We start from the raw sequence: 20,381 nt of genomic DNA, 5'->3' as shown, positions 1-20,381 counted from the left end.
TGAAAGCCCCGTACCCAAAAAGATACCGGTGGGACTAAGCTAAGACCTTGTGAGTAGCTCGGGACACGTGTTATCCTGAGTGAAGATGGGAGGACCACCTTCCAAGGCTAAATACTCCTGTCAGACCGATAGTGCACAAGTACCGTGAGGGAAAGGTGAAAAGAACCCCAGTGAGGGGAGTGAAATAGAACCTGAAACCGTTTGCCTACAATCATTCGGAGCCCTATTGTCTTCGGACAAGGGTGACGGACTGCCTTTTGCATAATGAGCCTGCGAGTTGTGGTTACTGGCGAGGTTAACCCGAGAGGGGGAGCCGAAGCGAAAGCGAGTCAGTAGCTGCAGACCCGAAGCTGAGTGATCTATCCATGGGCAGGTTGAAGCGGGTGTAAGAGCCCGTGGAGGACCGAACCGGTAGGCGTTGAAAAGCCTTCGGATGACCTGTGGATAGGGGTGAAAGGCCAATCAAACTCAGTGATAGCTGGTTCTCTCCGAAATGCATTTAGGTGCAGCGTTAAGAGGTAGCCATAGGGGGTAGAGCACTGATAGGGCTAGGGCGGCCCACAGCTGTACCAAACCCTGTCAAACTCCGAATACCTATGGTGTAATCTTAGCAGTGAGGCGTAGGGTGATAAAATCCTATGTCGAGAGGGGAACAACCCAGACTACCGACTAAGGTCCCAAAGTTAAACTTAAGTGGAAAAGGAGGTTTTCCTGCTTAAACAACCAGGAGGTTGGCTTAGAAGCAGCCATCCTTTAAAGAAAGCGTAACAGCTCACTGGTCGAGCGGGGAGGCGCCGAAAATATAACGGGGCTAAAAGTTTACACCGAAGTCGTAGATTCTTACTTTGTAAGAGTGGTAGGAGAGCGTTGATGACAGCGTAGAAGCCGTACCGGTAAGGAGCGGTGGAGCGTCATCAAGTGAGCATGCAGGCATGAGTAGCGATAAAATGGGTGAGAATCCCATTCGCCGAAAGCCCAAGGTTTCCTACACGATGTTCGTCAGTGTAGGGTTAGTCGGGGCCTAAGATGAGGCCGAAAGGCGTAGTCGATGGGGAAACGGTTAATATTCCGTTACCTACTAACAATGAGCCGAAGGGGGGACGCTTGGGGTTAACCGAGGTCACTGATGGAATAGTGGTTCGAAGGGTGTAGGGTGAAGAGTAGGCAAATCCGCTCTTCAATAGCCCGAGACCCGACAGGCCTCCAAAGCTCTTCGGAGCGGAGGGGGAATCGGAGATGCCCTGAGCCGAGAAAAGCCTCTAAGGCGATTGAGTTGTTAGTAGCCCGTACCGTAAACCGACACAGGTGGGCGGGATGAGTATTCTAAGGCGCGTGGAAGAACCCTCTCTAAGGAACTCGGCAAACTGACACCGTAACTTCGGGATAAGGTGTGCCCCGAGTAGGTGAAGCTCCTTGCGAGTGGAGCCGAAAGGGGTCGCAGCACAGCGCTCTTGTCGACTGTTTACCAAAAACACAGCACTCTGCTAACTCGTAAGAGGAGGTATAGGGTGTGACGCCTGCCCGGTGCCGGAAGGTTAAGGGGATCCGTTAGCCATAAGGCGAAGCGGTGAACTGAAGCCCCGGTAAACGGCGGCCGTAACTATAACGGTCCTAAGGTAGCGAAATTCCTTGTCGGTTAAATACCGACCTGCATGAATGGCGTAACGAATGAGGGGCTGTCTCAGAGAGGGATCCAGTGAAATTGTAGTGGAGGTGAAAATTCCTCCTACCCGCGGCAAGACGGAAAGACCCCGTGGACCTTTACTACAGCTTGGCATTGTAGGTGGGATATCCATGTGCAGGATAGGTGGGAGGCTGAGAAGCCAGGGCGCCAGCTCTGGTGGAGCCGATCTTGAGATACCACCCTTGGATATCCTGCCTACTAACCCGCAGGAGTAATCCTTCTGGGGGACAGTGCCTGGCGGGTAGTTTGACTGGGGCGGTCGCCTCCTAAAGAGTAACGGAGGCTCACAAAGGTTGGCTCAAGGCGGTTGGAAATCGTCTGAAGAGTGTAAAGGCACAAGCCAGCCTGACTGCGAGAGAGACACCTCGAGCAGAGACGAAAGTCGGTCTTAGTGATCCGGTGGTTCTGAGTGGAAGGGCCATCGCTCAAAGGATAAAAGGTACCCCGGGGATAACAGGCTGATCTCCCCCGAGAGCTCACATCGACGGGGAGGTTTGGCACCTCGATGTCGGCTCATCGCATCCTGGGGCTGGAGCAGGTCCCAAGGGTATGGCTGTTCGCCATTTAAAGCGGTACGCGAGCTGGGTTCAGAACGTCGTGAGACAGTTCGGTCCCTATCTGCCGTGGGCGCAGGAAGGTTGAGGAGAGCTAACCCTAGTACGAGAGGACCGGGTTGGACGAGCCACTGGTGTACCAGTTGTCCTGCCAAGGGCAGCGCTGGGTAGCCAAGCTCGGAAGGGATAACCGCTGAAAGCATCTAAGCGGGAAGCCCACTCCAAGATGAGCCTTCCCATGAGGGTGCAGGAAGACTACCTGCTTGATAGGCTGGGGGTGTAAGCCCTGCGAGGGGTTGAGCTGACCAGTACTAATAACCCGAATGGCTTTTAAGCGGACGTGAGACAAGACTTTTAACAGCTAATTTTTAATTTATGAGATAATATATTTAAGCTTAGTGGGCAAAGCGGAGGGGAAACACCCTGAACCATTCCGAACCAGGAAGTTAAGCCCTCCAGCGCTGATGATACTGCGCCCTGCGGGTGTGGGAAAGTAGGTCCCCGCTAAGCTTTAATATGTTATCTTCTTTATCGTTAATCCTTTTTTATTATTTACTATCATTTTGGGTCTGGCACCTTTGATATACAGAGTATAATATTCATTATCTCCTTTATATATATCGTTTATTCCTAACTTCTTTGTTTATCTTTATTTATATTAATTATTCATTCTTTTATATTAAATATAATTAAAATGGCATAAAATGTAAATTAAAACTTCTATCAATTATCCACAATATTGAAAGAATTATTGTTATATAAATTATCAATTTGATTAATTTGCTTTTTCTAAAATAATAAAGAGGAAAGAAAACTAATGTAATAATCATTATCTGGCCTATTTCCACTCCAATATTAAATCCGAAAAGAGACCGTTCAAAATTCCGTGTCAACTGAGGAGATTATATCATAAGTTTAAAGCATCATCTAATCTACCTTCAAAGAAAATAGCCAGCTGAGAGAGTGTAAGATTCCAGTTTTTAATAGGCATAGTCCATTTTTTTTCTGCATTCTGAATACCCATATATAAGAGTTTGAGTAAGCTATTTTCATTAGGAAAAGCACCTTTTGTTTTGGTTAATTTCCTAAATTGTCTATGAACTGATTCAATAATATTAGTTGTGTATATAACTTTTTTTATATCTTGAGGATATTTAAAATAATTAGATAAATTATTCCACTTGTTTCTCCAAGATTTAATGACTATAGGATATTTATTCCCCCATTTTTCTTCAAGTCTATCAAGTTCACTTTCGGCTTGTTCTTTATTTACAGCCTGATATACCTTTTTTAAATCTTTCATAAACTCTTTTTTATCTTTAGAAGCTACATATTTTAAAGAATTTCTAATCTGATGAATTATACATAACTGAACCTCTGTATTTGGATATATAGCGTTAATGGCTTCTGGAAATCCTTTAAGTCCATCTATACTTGCAATAAGTATATCTTTTACTCCTCTGTTGTTTAAATCGGTTAAAACCTGAAGCCAAAAATTTGCTCCTTCACTTTCGCTTAAATAAAGCCCTAAAACTTCTTTTTTACCTTGAATATTGACACCTAAAATTGTATAAACCGCTTTATTTACATATTTCCCATCTTCTTTGATTTTATAATGAATTGCATCCATAAATACAAATGGATATATACTCTCTAAAGGTCTTGATTGCCACTCTTTGATTTTTGGTATTATTTTATCCGTTATTGCATTTATTGTAGCTGATGAAATAGAAATTTGATAAAGCTCTTCAATATGTGATTTTATATCTTTATAGCTCATTCCAAGTGCATATAATGATAATATCTTCTCTTCTATTTCATCACTTATTGTTGTTTGATGTTTTTTTACTATTTGAGGCTCAAATCTACCTTCTCTATCTCTTGGGGTAGCAAGTTCAAATTCTCCTGATGTTGATTTTACTGTTTTTCTGTTGTAACCGTTTCTGCGATTTTTTTTACCACTTAATACTTCATCTGCAATATGGGATTCTATCTCTGCTTCAAGTGCAGCTTCTACCAATTCTTTAATTAGTGGAGCTAATACTCCATCTTTTCCACCTATCTTCTTACCTGCTAATAAATCTTTTACTGCTTTGTCAAAATTAAATTTCTCCATGTCAGTCCTTTCTTCTTTAGTATTTTACCTTGACTGACACGGAATTGCTAACACTCTCTCCGAAAACCACTTTAATAAAATTTATATGTTCTACATTCATTTCATTTAATGCATTTGCAAATCCGAATCCGTGTATAAATCCAAATAAAAAAGCTAGCAACCACTCTTTTTTTATCCAAAAATATAAGTTATTTAATGCCATAAATAATATTGTACAAGCAATCAATACTTCTGTTAAATTTTCAGGTGGATTTACAATATTAAACATACTTAAACTTAACGTAATAGAATGAGAAATTGTAAACGCAGTTGCAATTTCTATTATTTCTATTATACTTTTTTTTAGATTGTTATTTTTTAATAAAACTGAAATAATAAGCATTAATAAAAAGAATATATGGTCTATTCCTTCTAAAATATGGAAAATCCCCTCTTTTAAAAAAGCTAAAAATTCATTTTGATTATTTTTTAAAATATAACGTTTTTTATTAGGATTAAATACGATAATTTTTGTAGAATTATTTTCTACAATTTTTATTATTCCCTGTTGCGTTTTGTCTATATCAAAAAATATATCAAAATATATTTTATTAATGTTATTACATTTTAAATTGAAATAATTATCCACTATAACTTCGTTTTTTATTTTCGTATAAAGAGGATTTATTTTCAGTTATCTATTTTTATGTGATTTAAAATATATGATTGAATTTCTTTTTTTGAAATAGTTTCTTTATGCAATGCTTTTTGTATATTAAAAATAGCAAATCTCATATATAAAGTAGGTATGGTTTTATTTAAATCCAGTGTCATTTTTGTAATATTAAGAGGATGAGCGTTTAGAAGAATAAAGATTATTAATAAAATTATTTTTTTCATTTTTTTATAAAATTTTACTAAAGTTTTATGGAATAAAAATTGCTTTTTATTTAAAAAGGAATAAATTGTTTAATAATAAAAACATACTTATTACAGGCGGTACCGGAAGTTTTGGTAAAAAATATACAGAAATAATCTTAAAAAATTATAAACCTAACAAAATTATTATTTACAGCAGGGATGAGCTTAAACAGTATGAAATGGCTCAGGTTTTTAATGAAAAATGTATGAGATATTTTATAGGTGACGTAAGGGATAAAAACAGGCTTAAAAAAGCAATGGAAGATGTGGATTATGTGATTCATGCAGCGGCTCTTAAACATGTTCCGGTTGCCGAATATAATCCGATGGAATGTATAAAAACAAATATAAATGGTGCTGAAAATGTAATAGAATGTGCAATTGAAAACGAAGTAGAAAAGATAATAGCCCTCTCAACTGATAAAGCGGCTGCCCCAATTAATTTATACGGTGCCACAAAACTTGCTAGTGATAAGCTTTTTATTGCTGCAAATAATTTAGTAGGTAAAAGAAAAACAAGGTTTGCCGTTGTGAGATACGGTAATGTAATAGGCTCACGCGGAAGTGTGGTTCCATTTTTTGTAAAATTGATAAAACAGGGCAGAAAAAAGCTTCCTATTACCCACAAGGATATGACAAGGTTTTTAATTACGCTTGAGCAGGGTGTGAAATTTGTTTTAAAAAATTTCGAAAGAATGCACGGCGGAGAAATATTTGTTCCCAAAATTCCTTCAATGAAAATGACTGATTTAGCAAAAGCATTATGTCCTGAATGTGAATTGGAAGAAATTGGAATAAGACCTGGTGAAAAATTACATGAAGTAATGATTACCAAAAATGACAGGTGCATTGAGTTTAACGACCATTTTGTAATAAAGCCTACAATTCAATTTCATACTCCGGTTGATTACAGCGTTAATAATTTAGGGGAAAAAGGAGAGGAAAAAGATATCGGTTTTGAATATTCTTCCGATAATAATGACTGGTGGTTAAACAGTGAAGAATTTTTAAAATTAGCCAAGGAATTTATTTAATGAAAAGAATACCTTATTCAAGACAGTTTATTGATGAAAATGACAAAAAAGCTATTTTAGAAACTCTTGAAAGTGATTTTTTAACAACAGGACCAAAAATAAAAGAATTTGAAGAAGCTTTATGTAAATATACAGGGGCTAAATATGCTGTGGCTGTCAGTAACGGAACGGCGGCGCTTCACATATCAAGTCTGATTTTACTAAACAAAGGTGATTTGGTTTTAACCACTCCGAATTCATTTGTGGCTACAAGTAATTCTATTCTTTATGCCGGGGCTATTCCGCTGTTTATAGATATAAAAGAGAATGGAAATATAGATTTGGATAAATGTATAGAAATTATAAACCAGTTTGGAAACAGAATAAAAGCCGTATATGCTGTTCATCTTTCCGGAAACCCTGTTGATATGGAAAAATTAGTGTATATCAAAAAAAATTATCCTTATATAAAAATTTTAGAAGATGCTTCGCATGCGATAGGGGCAACTTATAGATGGAAAATGGAAAATGGAAAATGGAAAATTAATAAAATTGGAGATTGTCAAATAAGTGATATAACAACATTTTCATTTCATCCAGTAAAAAATATAACTACAGCTGAAGGCGGAGCGATTTTGACAAATAATGAAGAAATTTACAAAAAAGCACTTATTCTTAGAAATCACGGAATTGTTAGAATGGAAAATGGAAAATGGAAAATGGAAAATGAAGATATGGCTTATGATAAAAAAGGCAATTTAAATCCGTGGTATTATGAAATGAAAGAGCTTGGTTTTAACTATAGAATTACAGATATGCAGTGTGCTCTTGGCTTAAGTCAGCTTAAAAAACTTGATAAGTTTATACAAAAAAAACACTATCTTGCTAAGAGATATGATAAAGCTTTTGAAAATTCAATAATTAAGCCGCTTTATAAATTCAATGAATTTTCAGCTTATCATTTATACGTTGTAAGGGTTGATTTCAGTAAACTTGATATTACAAAAGCCGAGCTTTTTTATAAATTAAGAAAAGCTGGAATTTTTTTGCAGCTTCATTATATTCCTATAAACAAACAGCCTTATTATAAAAAGCTTGGGTACGGTAGTGAAAATCTGCCAAAGATGTACAAATATTATGAAGAGGCTTTTTCAATCCCTCTTTATTATTCTCTGAGTGAAAAAGAGCAGGATTATGTGATTGAAAAACTATTTGAGGCTCTTAAATGAATATATGTATAATACCGGCAAGAGGCGGCAGTAAAAGGATACCTAAAAAAAATATAAAATCTTTTTGTGGTAAACCGTTAATTGTTTATTCGATAGAAACGGCTAAAAAAAGTAATTTGTTTGAAAAAACAGTTGTTTCAACCGACAGTGAAGAAATAGCTGAAATTAGTAAAAAATACGGAGCCCAAATACTTTATAGACCAAAAGAGTTATCAGATGATTATACTTCAAGTGTTGATGTGTTCGAACATGCAATAAACAAACTTAACAAAGAAAAAAAATATAAATATGCCTGTATGATTTATCCAACAGCCCCTTTTTTAGAAGTTAAGTATTTAAAAGAAGGGTTTGAAAAATTAAAAAATTCAGATGTATGTTATTCTTTTTCTGCTACAACATATGATTTTCCCATATGGAGGGGATTTGAAATAAATCATGATAAAGCAAAAATGTTTTTTCCTGAATTTATGGAAAAAAGAAGTCAGGATTTAAAAGAAGCTTTCCATGATGCCGGACAGTTTTACTGGAAAAAAATAAATTGCACTGAAAAATTTAAATTTGACGGAAATATTCCGATAATTATTCCAAGATATTTAGTTCAAGATATAGATACAATGGAAGATTTTATAAAAGCAGAAATGATGTATAAGGCTTATTGTGATAATAAGAGTTGATTTTTCAAGCAAAATAGGACTTGGACATTTAAAAAGAATGGAAACATTTATAAAAAAATATAATATAAAAAATTCTTTAATTATATGCAAAGAATGCAATAAAAAACTAACTTCTTTACCAGTTGTGAAAATAAAAAAAGAAAAAGAGTTTTTTAAAAAAGTAAAAAAATTAAAACCACAAAAAGTAATTGTTGATAATTACAATTTTACTTATGAAAATGAAAAAGAGTTTAAAAAATTATTTCCTGAAATTAAGCTAATAGTATTTGACGACTTATACTATAGACACTATGCAGATGAAGTAATAAATGTAAATTTATACGCTAAAAAAGAAAAATACATTGGTAAAATCCCGCCTTTTTGCAAAGTTACAATACTTCCCCCGCTAATCAGGGAAGAATTTCAAAAAGCAAAAAAGAAAAAAGATAAAAAAGAAGGGATTTTTATCTCTTTTGGAGGAACTGATGCTAAGGGAATCGGACTTAAGGTTTTAAAAGAGTTAAAAAAACTGAAATTTCCTGTAAATTTTTATACAACAAGCTCTAATAAAAATTTAATTAAACTAAAAAGATTTTGCCAAGTAAATAAATGGTGCAAACTGCATATTGACGAAAATGTGGCTAAGGGAATGGCAAAAAGTAAATTTGCAATAATTACGCCAAGCACTATCTCGTGGGAAGCTATTCATATGAATTTACCTTTTATTGCTATTGAAATAGCCGATAATCAAAAAGAAATAGCCAAATATTTAAAAGAAAAAAGAATCCCTCTATTAAAAATTAGAGATATAAGGAAAATAAGTGAAAAACTTCACAGATTTAACATTAGATGAAAAAAAAGAAGTTTTAAAATGGAGAAACCATCCAGAAATCAGGAAATGGATGTTTGATAAGAATGAAATTTCTTTAAAAAATCATTTAGAATTTATTGAAAAACTAAAAAACGATAAATCAAGACTATATTTTAAAGTAAATGATTTAGGAGTGATAAATTTTAAAATAAATAAAAACTCAGCAGAAATAGGAATTCATAAAAATCCTGAAAAAAAAGGTGTTGGAAAAATTTTAATTAAAAAAATTATTGATTATGGCTTTAATATGTTAAATTTAAATAAACTTATACTTTATGTATATGAAGATAATCTAAAAGCTATAAATTTATACAAAAAATATGGATTTAAAGAGACTGATAAAAAAAATAACTTAATAAAAATGGAGCTTGAAAATGAAAATAGGAAAAATTGATACAAAAGACAAAGTTTTTATAATAGCTGAGCTTAGTGCAAATCATAACCATTCTTTACAAACGGCAGAAGATACAATATATGCAGCAAAAGAAAGCGGAGCTGATGCAATAAAACTTCAAACTTATACTCCTGATTCTCTTACAATTGATTGTAAAAAAGATGATTTTTTAATTAAAGGCGGGCTTTGGGATGGGAAAAATTTGTATGAATTATATAAAGTTGCAATGACTCCACTTGAGTGGCATGAGGAACTTTTTAACTATGCAAGAAGTTTAGATTTAGAAGTATTTAGTTCACCTTTTAGCAAAAAAGATGTAGATTTTTTAAAGCAATTTAATCCTCCTGCGTATAAAATTGCTTCTTTTGAAATAACTGATTATGAGTTTGTTGAATATGTTATTTCTCAAAAAAAACCTGTAATAATTTCTACTGGAATAGCAGAATTTGAAGATATATTAAATGCCGTAAATTTAGCTAAAAAATATAATACCGAAATTGCTCTTCTTAAATGCACATCAGCCTACCCTGCACCTAGAAGTGAAGTAAATTTAAAAACAATTCCTGCACTAAAAGAAATTTTTAATGTAGAAGTCGGATTTTCAGACCATACCCTTGGAATTTCAGCTCCAATTGCAGCAGTAACACTTGGTGCCAGAATAGTTGAAAAACACTTTATTTTAGATAAATCTATTGATTCTCCAGACAGGGCATTTAGTCTAACTCCAAAAGAATTTAAAGAGATGGTTAAAACTGTAAGAGAAGTTGAAGAAATGATTGGAGAGGTAGATTTTAAACCAAAAAAAGGAAGAGAATTTGCAAGAAGTTTATATGTTGTAAAAGATATTAAAAAAGGTGAAAAATTTACCCGTGAAAATATAAGAGCAATTCGTCCAGGATATGGGCTTTATCCAAAATATTTGCCTGAAATTTTAGGGAAAAAAGCTTGCAGGGATTTGGAAAGAGGGGAAAGACTTAGTTGGGAAGTTATTGGATGATGTTATTTATTAGTAAATCTGAATTTACTTCCATTTGATCTAAAATTTCAGTATTTGGTTTTAATTTAAATTCTGTTGCTTTTTTTACCAAATTTAATAGCTCTTCTTTATTGTTTGTCCAATACATTAAATTATTATCAATCTGCCATTTATCGTAATGGCTTATAAAACTTCTTGTTGAAATTGTCTGAGTGCCAAGAAAACAGCTTTCAGTATTTATTGTTCCGCCACCTCCAATGAATAAATCAGCGTCTTTTAATAAATGCTGAAGAAAAATTTTTTCTTCTATCACATAAGCAAAAGGAAACTCTTTTTTTAGATAGTTACTTTCATATCTTGGAATTATTATAATATTTGCATTAAATTTTTTATAAATTTCTGGAATTGCTTCATATAAAAAAGGATATTTTTTATTTACATAACTTGATTTATACTCTTCTTCTCTTATAACTATTGTAAATTTATTTCTATTTATGTTGTATTTATTATAAAAACTTTCAATATATTTTTTATCAAATTTAAATTTTTTAAGCCAAATTAAAGGATCAATAAAATTATATTCAATAATTTGTTCTTTTTCTAATCCCAATCTTAAATAAATTTCATCTGGTATAATAAATGGTTTAAATATTTTAGTGGATAATGGAATAGAGAGTTTTATTTGGGGAAGGGCTGATTTTAAATTTGTTGTATGACCTTTAATTGGCATATCATAAAAGTTAATAACTTCAATACCTAATCCAAATCCAACTCTGCTACTGTCAACTACGCTTCCACTTACGATTTTTTCGATAGAGTATTTTTTTATTACATCGATTAATTGTAATTGTCTTTGTATACTGGCTTTTAATTTGTTTTCTAAATCTGCGCCTCCAAATTCTCCAATAGAAATATAATTTATTTTATATAAATCTAAAATTTTATTAAGCTCTGAATATCCTTTTCCTCCTCGGGAAGTTACAATTACAGTATGGTTTTTTTTTAATTTTTTTATTATAGGTATAAAAAAAAGTGCCCATTTTGACATATCCAAATCAAAAAGTATATTCATAATTGCTCTTTAAAATATTTAATGGTTTTTTTTAATCCTTCATTAAAAGATATTTTTGGTTGCCAATTTAAAAGTTTTTTAGCTTTTTTAATATCAGGTTTTCTAACTTTTGGATCATCTTCCATTTTATTTAAAAATTTAATTTTACTTTTCGGGTTTGTTAAGTTTATTATTTTTTCAGCAACTTCTATTATTGAATATTCTTCAGGATTTCCAATATTTATAGGGCCGTTTTCATTTGAATTCATCATTTTAATAAGTCCATTTACTAAATCATCCACATAACAAAAACTTCTTGTTTGTTTACCGTCTCCATAAATAGTGATATCTTGATTTGTCAATGCCTGAATAATAAAATTGCTAATAACTCTTCCGTCATCAGCTCTCATATTTGGACCGTAAGTATTAAAAATTCTAACTATTTTTACATTAATGTTTTTTTCTCTTTTAAAATTACTGCATAATGTTTCTGCACATCTTTTCCCTTCATCATAACAAGCTCTTGGACCTATGGTATTTACATTTCCAAAATATTCTTCGGTTTGAGGATGTATTAAAGGATCTCCATATACTTCACTGGTGGAAGCTTGAAGAAATTTTGCATTATATTTATCTGCTAATTCTAATAAATTCAAAGTTCCTATAACAGAAATTTTTGTTGTATATATAGGATATTTAAAATATTGTTTTGGTGATGCGGGACAAGCTAAATTGTATATTTCATCAACTTTTATATCAATTGGATTTACTATATCATGATTAATAAATGTATAATTTTTGTGATTATAGATATTATTTTTCTGGCCTGTGAGTAAATTGTCAATACAAATTACTTCATTATTCTCTTCAAGTAGTTTTTTGCATAAATGGCTTCCTATAAAACCGGCTCCGCCTGCTATTAAAATTTTTTTCAATCTATTTCCTTTTATGGTAAATGAGTTTTTTTCTTAAGTTTTGTCTTTTTCTGTCTTTTATAAAAATTTAACATTTTTTTTGCTATTTGAATTTTTTTGATAAATGGAGCGTTTATTTCTAAAAACAATAATTTTAAATATAATTTAAAAATATTAAAATCATAAATTTGCTTTGTAGTAAATTCTAAATATAAATCATATGGATTTTCAAAAAATCTTTTTTCTATATTAATTTTATCTAAATAGTATTTCTTTATTTTATGTAATATATAATCTCTGTAAAATTTATCTTTTAAAGTATCAGAATTATTACATGCAAATAAATTGTCCCCATGTATTCTGTATTCACTTAATTCTTTATCAATGAAAAACATTTCTGTCATTAAATTAGATATAAAAACAATAACATCATCAGCTCTGATTTTAAAAAATTTTTCATAAGGAATTGGAAAAATTTGGTTTGCCAGTTTTTTTGATATTGAAATATTAGATGTAGTGCTTCCTGCAAAAAAAGTTAAATAATAAACTAAAAACATATTATATCCTCCATATGGATAATATGGACCTTTATAAGCAGTATTTCCAATTAATTTATAATCATTAACTATATATTCATAACCTTTTTCATATATTTCTTTAATTTTTTTAAGTTTATTTGGTAGAAATTTATCATCACTATCTAAAAAACAAATTATTTCCCCATTGCAATGTTTAAAACCTTCATTAAATGCGCTTGCCTGCCCTCCATTTTTTTTAAATATAGGTTTAATTCTTTTATCTTTATTAGCATATTTTTCAATTATTTCTTTTGAATTGTCACTGCTTCCGTCATCAACAATAATAATTTCAAAATTCTGATATGTTTGATCTAAAACACTTTCAATACATTCTGATAAAAATTTTCCATAATTATAATTATCAATTAATATACTAATTAACATTAATAACCTTTTCAATAAAATTTGATTCTATATTTTTTAAAATATCTATTTGAAAAGCTTTTGCAATTTTTAATCTTTTATCTTTAATTTTTATAAGAAAATTAGCAATTTTAACATATTTATTTTTATCATTTGCAATAGGATAAAATAATTTTATATTTAATTGTTTAAAACCATAATTATATCCAATTTTTAACTTTTCTAAATCTTCTTTTGTATAATTAGGTCCATAATGGATTAAAGAAACCCCTTTTGCCTGAGCTTCTATGATACTATGTCCTTGTCTTAAAGGAAAAGTATCCGGCCAAACATCAATAATCCATCCATATACATGCGGATTAATTTGGCCTGTAAAAATAAATCTATTTTCATCTATATCGTATTTTTTAAGTTTTTTCTTAATGCTTTCTTGATTTCCTTCTCCACAGGCTAAATAGATTGTGTTTGGATTTTCTTTCATAATTTCAGCAATGACTTTTAAATATTCATCGCTGTCTATTTTAATTAGTCTTCCGATAGTTCCTAAAATAACAGTATCTTTTCCATATTTTTTTAAAAATTCTTCTTTAATTTTTTTACTTTCTATTTTGCAATATTCAGGCCCTATTAAAAATTCTTTTGCCATTGGAACATTAAAAATTTTCCATTCTTGATTTTTGCATTCTTGTTCAAAATGCGAAATTCTTAAATCAATATTTTCAATTTTGCTTGTGCAGTTTCCATGAGACCAAAAAATTTGCTTAGGTGCTGAACGAGTTGAAAAAAGAAAATTTGGAATATCATATCCAAAACCTGAAACTAAAATATCAATTTTATCTTTTAAAATTTGCTCTCTTAAATCAAGAGCTTTTGGCAAATGTTTGTAATAATATCCCTCTTTATAAAATTTAAATTGAGGAGTATAAACTTCAATACCTATTTCTTTAAGTTTAATAACCCATTCTTCTTCATCAGGGTTTTTATCTACATAATTCATAGAATAAACAAATATTTCATAATTATTTTTAAATTCTTCATTTTGCATTAATGCTTTCCATAATGAATATTCTACTATTAAAGGAGAAGTGGTAACTAATCTGTCTATTAAAAAACCTATTCTTTTCTTTTTGTTATTATAAGTTTGCGGTGGTTTTGGCAGATTGTTTTTTTCACCCCAATTTTTATAATATTGACTTAAAGGCTTTTCTACGATTTCATTAAATTTTTCCCAGTCTTTTATAGTCTGGGTGGAATTTCCATAAAAATGGTAAAAATAAAAATGTATATACATTATATCTTCTATTAAATCTTTTGTAATGGCAGAATCAATTAATTTTTTAAAAAGAGGTAGTTGTTCAAGCCAAAAAGGTTTTACAAAAATATTTTTATTGTGCCAAACAGCTAAAATATTTATAAAAATATTTCTTCTTGTCTGTTCATTAAGCGAAAAAAAATAGTCTGGATTTAAAATTTTATTTAATGTGTTTAAAAATATTTCTTTTGTAAGTGAAGGAGTTTTTTGAAAAAAATCAAGAGAGTAAAAAACATCTTTTATATCATGTTTAAAATGAAGTGATCTAAATAGATAATCTTCTAAAGCATTTTTGCTTGAATTAAACATTTCTAAAATAAACAATACATTATTTATTATACCTTTTTCAGCATTTAATGCATTTGGATAATAATTTTTTAAAGCTTCAATATTTTTTTCTAAAAACTTATTATATTTAAATTTTATGTTTTTTACTTTATCATAATAATTTATATAAGCATTTGAAGGCAAATCGCCTTTTTTTAATAAATTTATAATATTTTCTCTTATTTTTTTCATTATTTTTATACTTTTTTTGAAAAATTATATCAAAAAAATATTTTATCGGCCGATATATATCCAAGATGGCAAGGAAGCCATCATAAAATTAAAAGGAGTTAAAAATGAGTTTTAGAATCAGAACAAATGTAGCGGCTCTTAATGCGCATGCTGCAGAAATGGTAACAAACAGAAATTTAAATGATTCTCTTGAAAAATTAAGCACAGGGCTTAGAATAAACAAAGCAGCAGACGACGCATCAGGTCTTCAGATTGCGGATTCTTTAAGAGATCAGGCTGACAGTTTAGGTCAGGCTATTAGAAATGCCAATGATGCCGTCGGCGTTATGCAAATTGCCGACAAAGCAATGGATGAACAGGTAAAAATTCTTAATACAATTAAAGTAAAAGCCACTCAGGCCGCACAGGACGGACAGACAACAGATACAAGAAAAGCGCTTCAAGAAGATATTACAAGATTAATGGAAGAGCTTGACAATATTGCTCAAACAACATCTTATAACGGTAAAAAACTCTTAAGCGGTAGTTTTACCAATCAAAAATTCCAAATCGGTGCTTATTCAAATGAAACAATAACAGCAAGTATAGGTGCCACATCTTCAGACAAAATAGGAAACACAAGATTTGAAACAACTGCGTATGTTGCTGTTTCAGCAGGGGCAAATTCATTAAAAGATGTAGCTTTAAAATTTAAATCAGTAGACGGGAAAAGAGATATTACATTAGAAGATGTAAAAATATCAACAAGTGCCGGAACAGGTATAGGGGTGCTTGCGGAAGTTATCAATAAAAACTCTAATTTAACTGGTGTCAGGGCTTCATGGAAGGTACAGGGAACAGGCTCAAGTGAGATTAGTTCCGGTACTGTTCACGGATTAAAAATAAACGGTGTGGAAATAGGTGACCTTACTGTTCAAAAAGCAGACAGTGACGGAACATTGGTTAATGCAATTAATGCGGTAAAAGACCAAACCGGTGTGGAAGCATATGTAGACGAGCAGGGAAGATTAAATCTAAGAAGTTTGGACGGTAGGGCAATTAAGGTTTCTACCACATCAGCATCAACAGTATTAGGAAACGGAAGTTTTAACAAAGCTTCAGGAACAGATACAATTGTCGGAAGGCTTACTTTTGTAAGACTTGATGCAAGGGATATTAAAATCAGTGGAACAAATGCTTCTTTGGTTGGTGTAACAAGTAAAATGGCTCAGGCCACTATTAATTTAAGAACAATCAAAAACAGATTTAATACGACTCAGGCAAGTGCTATTGGAGCAAATGCTAACTCATTAATAGCTACAGATAATGCAAGCGGAATAGGCGCAGGGGTTACAACTCTAAAAGGTGCTATGGCTGTTATGAATATTTCAGACAGTGCAGCTAAATTACTTGATAAAATCAGAGGTGATATTGGTTCTGTACAAAATCAATTAGTAAGTACAATTAACAACATTTCAGTAACACAGGTAAATGTAAAAGCGGCTGAATCTCAAATTAGAGATGTAGATTTTGCAGCTGAGACTGCTAATTTCAAAAAATGGAATTTATTGGCACAATCAGGAAGTTATGCATTGTCTCAGGCTAATGCTTCTCAACAAAATGTAATGAGACTTTTACAATAATATTTCTACGGCTTTTTAAGGCTTTTTGCCTTTTTCTTTATTTTTAATTTTCCATTATTCACCGTGGCCGCTTTTCAAGCAGGTAATTGCTTTGCTCATTTGCGCTCATTTTCCGTTCTCCATTTTACATTTTAACTTTTCGGAATAGCTTTTGCTTCTTTTTTTAAAATATTAAGGAGAAGCATATGGGCTTTAGAATAAATACAAACATTGCTGCATTAAATGCACATGCGGCAGCTGTGGCCAACAACAGGGAACTTAGCGATTCTTTGGAAAAACTTTCAACTGGACTTAGAATAAACAAAGCTGCGGATGACGCATCAGGTCTTCAGATTGCAGATTCTTTGAGAGATCAGGCTGACAGTTTAGGTCAGGCTATTAGAAATGCCAATGATGCCGTCGGCGTTATGCAAATTGCCGACAAAGCAATGGACGAACAGGTAAAAATTCTTGATACAATTAAAGTAAAAGCCACTCAGGCCGCACAGGACGGACAGACAACAGATACAAGAAAAGCGCTTCAAGAAGATATTACAAGATTAATGGAAGAGCTTGACAATATTGCTCAAACAACATCTTATAACGGTAAAAAACTCTTAAGCGGTAGTTTTACCAATCAAAAATTCCAAATAGGTGCTTATTCAAATGAAACAGTTCAGGCGAGTATAGGTGCCACATCTTCAGACAAAATAGGAAACACAAGATTTGAAACAACTGCGGATGTTGCTGTTTCTACTGCTTCCAATTCACTTAATAGCTATAAATTAACATTTAAATCAGCAGACGGAAGAAGAGATATACAATTAGAAACAGTAAAAGTATCAACAAGTGCAGGAACAGGAATAGGAGTACTTGCGGAAGTTATAAATAAAAACTCTGATTTAACAGGTGTCAGGGCATCATGGCAGGTACATGGAACAGGTTCAAGTGAAATACAAGCAGGCACCGTTCACGGATTAAAAATAAACGGGGTTGAAATAGGTGATCTTACTGTTCAAAAAGCAGACAGTGACGGAACATTGGTTAATGCAATTAATGCGGTAAAAGATGAAACCGGTGTGGAAGCTTATATAGATCATGAAGGCAGACTTAATCTAAGAAGTTTGGACGGTAGGGCAATTCAGGTTTCTACTACATCAGGCTCTTCAATACTTGGAGGGGGAAGTTTTGCAAATGCATCGGCATCAGATACAATTGTCGGAAGGCTTACATTAACAAGATTAGATGCAAGAGATATTAAAATTACCGGAACAGGTATTTCAAAAATAGGTATTACCAGTAACATGGCCGAGGCCACTATTAATTTAAGAACTATTAAAGGCTCTTTCAGTGCAGATCAGGCAAGTGCCATTGGAGCAAATGCAAATTCTGTGGTAGGAGCGGATAATGCAAGCGGAATAGGCGCAGGAGTTACAACACTAAAAGGTGCTATGGCTGTTATGGATATTGCCGAGAGTGCACAAAAACTTCTTGATAAAGTAAGAGCAGATATAGGTTCTGTACAAAATCAGTTGGTTAGTACAATAAACAATATTTCCGTAACACAGGTAAATGTAAAAGCGGCTGAATCTCAAATCAGAGATGTAGATTTTGCAGCTGAAACAGCTAATTTCCAAAAACATAATCTTTTAGCACAATCAGGAAGTTTTGCCTTGTCTCAGGCTAACGCAGTACAGCAGAATGTATTGAAATTGTTACAATAATTAGAAAAATCAATAAGATTTTTCTTTTTTTAATTCTTTTTCTACAAAAGGAAGGGCTCTTTTTACAACAACTATTTGTGCGTTTATGCTTCCTGCTAAATTAAAAAGCCATTCTCTGTGATTCATTATCCAGTCTATTAATTTTGCTTTTTTTTCAATGTCGGTTTTTGGATTTTGAATTTGAATTTTAGCAAGGTCTGTTTCCTTGTTTATCAGATATGGAACCATAGTTTCCCCATAGCACTGCATAAAAGTTTTTGATTCGATTTTTTCTTTTATTTTATCAATTTTATCAGAGAGTCTGTTTAATTTTTTAAAATCTATCTTTTCAAGATGATTGTTTTTGTTTAATTCCACCAGTTCGTCAAAACATTTAGCTACTTCAATAAACACTTTTTCAATGTCTGATTTTGTTTTTTCTCCTATTTTAATCATCTTCAATGTTTTATTGTATGCTTTTTGTAGATTTTTAATATAACCGTCAATTCTCGGTTTTCTAAGTTTTATTTTTGATTTTGGAATTTTTTTGACATATTTTTTAATAACTTCGCTAAAAGGCATTTCTATACTGCCTTCTATTCTTGCCCCTCCTTCAGTTGCATTAATAGTTAAAATTCCTTCAAGGTTTGTTTCATATATATCTTTTTCAAAAAAGTTTTTAAACATAAGCCATGTTTTTGACGTTCTGATTACCCCGTTTCCCCCGTATTTCGTGACATATTCATCGGTTTCTTTGTATTCTATCTCTTTTTCCCCGTATACATGTCCTTTTGCATGACTTGTTCCATCTTCACTGTAAGCCAAATCCTGTCCAATTAAAACAATTTTTTTAAATCCAAGCATATAAGCAAGTTCATAAGCCATATTAGCAGCACTCATTCCAACACCTAAATATCCGTATTTTTTAAGATTTAGGAATCTGTTATATTGAAAACCTCTCATAGAAAGAATTTTTGGCCCGTATGAATTTTTTAAAACATTTTCATGTTGAAGCGATGCATGGATTGTGATAAATTTTTCCTGAAATTCTTTTGATGTATTGTCAAAAAATTTAGCTGTTTCCTTTACCCTTTCCAGACTTGTTACAAAATCCGGAATAATGCCCCATTTTTCAAGTATGGGCATAGAAGCGTCCACGCTGATAATACTCACATAATTTTGTATTTCTTTAAGCAGGGGCAGCTGTTTTGTAAGAGAAGGTCCGGTTGAGACAATAATTGCGATATCCGAATTTTTTTTTCCTTTAATCGACTGAATCGGCGGGTTTTTGAGCATTTCAGGCATATTTTTTATAGAATGCTCTATTCCTATCAATGTATCTATTGTGTCATTACCAAAATTAATAACGGCTTGTTTTATTGCCCTTGTAAATAACTGATTTATATCAATAATGTCTTTTTTATATAATTTTTCATAATATTTTGTGTTAATTTGTAATTCATATGTTTTGACAAAAAGAATAATATCCGGATGGGTCATTATTTTTATTGCTTCCGGATAATTGAACTGGGCTGATTTATAAAGGATTAATCTGTTTTCTTCAATCTCTTTTGAAAAATCTATTAAATTTAAAACAATAAATAAAATTTGAGTGTCCGGTTCAATAACTACTATTTTTTTTCTTATGGGGTTGTCAAGCAGTAATTTTATTAAAATACCGTTTCCTGTCCCATAAAAAAATAAAACAGGATATCTTAAATATTTTTGATCAAATATTTTTTTTTGTGATTCAATTTCATCTAATGGTTTGGTTTCATAAAGCGGAAGTTTTTTTTCTTTATCTATTAAGTTTATGTTTGCCGGGTCATCCCCTTGTTGGAATATTTCAAATTTGGTATTTTGAAAACCAAAAAGTTCTGTTGCTAAATTTGGATTTTGATTAAATAAAGCTTTTATGTTTTTTTCAAAGATTGGAGACATTTTTTTCCT

17 protein-coding genes and 2 rRNA genes (1 of these 19 cut by a window edge) are annotated in these 20,381 nt (G+C 31.9%); 10 read left to right on the top strand and 9 right to left on the bottom strand.

Translation table 11 applies throughout. The features are described 5' to 3' along the window. Both DZ67_RS0103645 and rrf read left to right on the top strand, forming a co-directional pair. A 23S ribosomal RNA gene (locus tag DZ67_RS0103645) occupies positions 1-2,574 on the top strand; it begins 313 nt to the left of the window's first position. Positions 2,575-2,632: 58 nt separating this feature from the next. Continuing rightward, positions 2,633-2,748, top strand: a 5S ribosomal RNA gene (gene rrf, locus DZ67_RS0103640). 179 nt (positions 2,749-2,927) lie between these two features. On the opposite strand, the gene DZ67_RS11225 is transcribed toward rrf, so the two are convergent. From DZ67_RS11225 to DZ67_RS0103625, 4 genes are read right to left on the bottom strand one after another with little or no spacing between them, the layout of a single operon-like run. Continuing rightward, positions 2,928-3,131: a HupE/UreJ family protein gene (locus tag DZ67_RS11225; RefSeq protein WP_156919570.1), complete on the bottom strand. Its 204-nt coding sequence runs from the start codon at positions 3,129-3,131 to the stop codon at positions 2,928-2,930. 14 nt (positions 3,132-3,145) lie between these two features. Then, a complete protein-coding gene (locus DZ67_RS0103635) occupies positions 3,146-4,354 on the bottom strand; it encodes an IS256 family transposase (protein WP_024787311.1) in 1,209 nt (402 codons plus the stop codon). A gap of 16 nt (positions 4,355-4,370) precedes the next feature. Continuing rightward, positions 4,371-4,982, bottom strand: coding sequence for a HupE/UreJ family protein (locus tag DZ67_RS0103630; protein WP_024787310.1), 612 nt, complete (start codon positions 4,980-4,982; stop codon positions 4,371-4,373). Positions 4,983-5,023: 41 nt separating this feature from the next. Beyond that, positions 5,024-5,233 (bottom strand): hypothetical protein, encoded by a 210-nt coding sequence (locus DZ67_RS0103625; RefSeq protein WP_024787309.1) that lies wholly within the window; start codon positions 5,231-5,233, stop codon positions 5,024-5,026. 65 nt (positions 5,234-5,298) lie between these two features. On the opposite strand from DZ67_RS0103625, the gene pseB reads away from it, so the two are divergent. From pseB to pseI, 6 genes are read left to right on the top strand one after another with little or no spacing between them, the layout of a single operon-like run. Beyond that, complete coding sequence (gene pseB, locus DZ67_RS0103620; RefSeq protein ID WP_024787308.1) at positions 5,299-6,288, top strand: UDP-N-acetylglucosamine 4,6-dehydratase (inverting); 990 nt, start codon at positions 5,299-5,301, stop codon at positions 6,286-6,288. Continuing rightward, entirely contained in the window at positions 6,288-7,496 is a 1,209-nt protein-coding gene (gene pseC / locus DZ67_RS0103615) for a UDP-4-amino-4,6-dideoxy-N-acetyl-beta-L-altrosamine transaminase (protein WP_024787307.1), read from the top strand. Before pseB ends, pseC begins: the two co-directional genes overlap by 1 nt. Then, positions 7,493-8,170 carry a pseudaminic acid cytidylyltransferase gene (gene pseF / locus DZ67_RS0103610; protein WP_024787306.1) on the top strand — a complete coding sequence of 226 codons (678 nt, stop codon included), beginning with the start codon at positions 7,493-7,495 and terminating at the stop codon, positions 8,168-8,170. The genes pseC and pseF overlap by 4 nt, the downstream gene beginning before the upstream one ends. Further along, positions 8,154-9,002: a UDP-2,4-diacetamido-2,4,6-trideoxy-beta-L-altropyranose hydrolase gene (pseG, locus tag DZ67_RS0103605; RefSeq protein ID WP_024790733.1), complete on the top strand. Its 849-nt coding sequence runs from the start codon at positions 8,154-8,156 to the stop codon at positions 9,000-9,002. The genes pseF and pseG overlap by 17 nt, the downstream gene beginning before the upstream one ends. Further along, positions 8,971-9,414: a UDP-4-amino-4,6-dideoxy-N-acetyl-beta-L-altrosamine N-acetyltransferase gene (gene pseH / locus DZ67_RS0103600; protein ID WP_024787304.1), complete on the top strand. Its 444-nt coding sequence runs from the start codon at positions 8,971-8,973 to the stop codon at positions 9,412-9,414. The genes pseG and pseH overlap by 32 nt, the downstream gene beginning before the upstream one ends. Beyond that, positions 9,395-10,411, top strand: a complete 1,017-nt coding sequence (gene pseI / locus DZ67_RS0103595; RefSeq protein WP_024787303.1) for a pseudaminic acid synthase — start codon at positions 9,395-9,397, stop codon at positions 10,409-10,411. The genes pseH and pseI overlap by 20 nt, the downstream gene beginning before the upstream one ends. Here pseI and DZ67_RS0103590 read toward each other — a convergent pair. Genes DZ67_RS0103590 through DZ67_RS09780 form a run of 4 tightly spaced genes read right to left on the bottom strand, consistent with a single transcriptional unit; the run spans position 10,401 to position 15,127 of the window. Next, on the bottom strand, positions 10,401-11,462 hold the full coding sequence (locus DZ67_RS0103590; protein ID WP_035003100.1) for a DUF354 domain-containing protein: 1,062 nt from the start codon (positions 11,460-11,462) through the stop codon (positions 10,401-10,403). The genes pseI and DZ67_RS0103590 overlap by 11 nt on opposite strands. Further along, complete coding sequence (locus DZ67_RS0103585; RefSeq protein ID WP_024787301.1) at positions 11,459-12,376, bottom strand: UDP-glucuronic acid decarboxylase family protein; 918 nt, start codon at positions 12,374-12,376, stop codon at positions 11,459-11,461. Before DZ67_RS0103585 ends, DZ67_RS0103590 begins: the two co-directional genes overlap by 4 nt. A gap of 11 nt (positions 12,377-12,387) precedes the next feature. Then, the gene (locus DZ67_RS09785; protein ID WP_024790732.1) at positions 12,388-13,317 is read right to left on the bottom strand and encodes a glycosyltransferase family 2 protein; all 930 of its coding nucleotides are present in this window, start codon (positions 13,315-13,317) and stop codon (positions 12,388-12,390) included. Beyond that, on the bottom strand, positions 13,307-15,127 hold the full coding sequence (locus tag DZ67_RS09780; RefSeq protein ID WP_024791770.1) for a hypothetical protein: 1,821 nt from the start codon (positions 15,125-15,127) through the stop codon (positions 13,307-13,309). Before DZ67_RS09780 ends, DZ67_RS09785 begins: the two co-directional genes overlap by 11 nt. A 104-nt stretch (positions 15,128-15,231) precedes the next feature. Here DZ67_RS09780 and DZ67_RS0103570 point away from each other — a divergent pair, with 104 nt between their 5' ends. Together DZ67_RS0103570 and DZ67_RS0103565 are read left to right on the top strand one after the other, a co-directional pair. Further along, positions 15,232-16,749 carry a flagellin A gene (locus tag DZ67_RS0103570; RefSeq protein ID WP_024789492.1) on the top strand — a complete coding sequence of 506 codons (1,518 nt, stop codon included), beginning with the start codon at positions 15,232-15,234 and terminating at the stop codon, positions 16,747-16,749. 185 nt (positions 16,750-16,934) lie between these two features. After that, positions 16,935-18,452, top strand: a complete 1,518-nt coding sequence (locus DZ67_RS0103565) for a flagellin A (RefSeq protein ID WP_024787297.1) — start codon at positions 16,935-16,937, stop codon at positions 18,450-18,452. Positions 18,453-18,461: 9 nt separating this feature from the next. Here DZ67_RS0103565 and DZ67_RS0103560 read toward each other — a convergent pair whose 3' ends face one another. Beyond that, entirely contained in the window at positions 18,462-20,372 is a 1,911-nt protein-coding gene (locus DZ67_RS0103560) for a motility associated factor glycosyltransferase family protein (protein WP_024787296.1), read from the bottom strand. Positions 20,373-20,381: the final 9 nt, after the last annotated feature.

Origin of the sequence: Lebetimonas sp. JS138 (assembly GCF_000523335.1) — a bacterium.
In the GTDB taxonomy this organism is placed as follows: Bacteria; Campylobacterota; Campylobacteria; order Campylobacterales; family Nautiliaceae; genus Lebetimonas.
Note: the sequence above shows the minus strand (reverse complement) of the source record. Positions and strands in the feature narration are given on the sequence as shown.

Bases quoted from the DNA above. Each gene is read 5' to 3' on its own strand.
- DZ67_RS0103635 (WP_024787311.1), bottom strand. From the start codon at position 4,354: ATGGAGAAATTTAATTTTGACAAAGCAGTAAAAGATTTATTAGCAGGT.
- DZ67_RS0103625 (WP_024787309.1), bottom strand. From the start codon at position 5,233: ATGAAAAAAATAATTTTATTAATAATCTTTATTCTTCTAAACGCTCAT.
- pseC (WP_024787307.1), top strand. From the start codon at position 6,288: ATGAAAAGAATACCTTATTCAAGACAGTTTATTGATGAAAATGACAAA.
- pseF (WP_024787306.1), top strand. From the start codon at position 7,493: ATGAATATATGTATAATACCGGCAAGAGGCGGCAGTAAAAGGATACCT.
- pseI (WP_024787303.1), top strand. From the start codon at position 9,395: ATGAAAATAGGAAAAATTGATACAAAAGACAAAGTTTTTATAATAGCT.
- DZ67_RS0103590 (WP_035003100.1), bottom strand. From the start codon at position 11,462: ATGAATATACTTTTTGATTTGGATATGTCAAAATGGGCACTTTTTTTT.
- DZ67_RS09785 (WP_024790732.1), bottom strand. From the start codon at position 13,317: ATGTTAATTAGTATATTAATTGATAATTATAATTATGGAAAATTTTTA.
- DZ67_RS09780 (WP_024791770.1), bottom strand. From the start codon at position 15,127: ATGAAAAAAATAAGAGAAAATATTATAAATTTATTAAAAAAAGGCGAT.
- DZ67_RS0103570 (WP_024789492.1), top strand. From the start codon at position 15,232: ATGAGTTTTAGAATCAGAACAAATGTAGCGGCTCTTAATGCGCATGCT.
- DZ67_RS0103565 (WP_024787297.1), top strand. From the start codon at position 16,935: ATGGGCTTTAGAATAAATACAAACATTGCTGCATTAAATGCACATGCG.
- DZ67_RS0103560 (WP_024787296.1), bottom strand. From the start codon at position 20,372: ATGTCTCCAATCTTTGAAAAAAACATAAAAGCTTTATTTAATCAAAAT.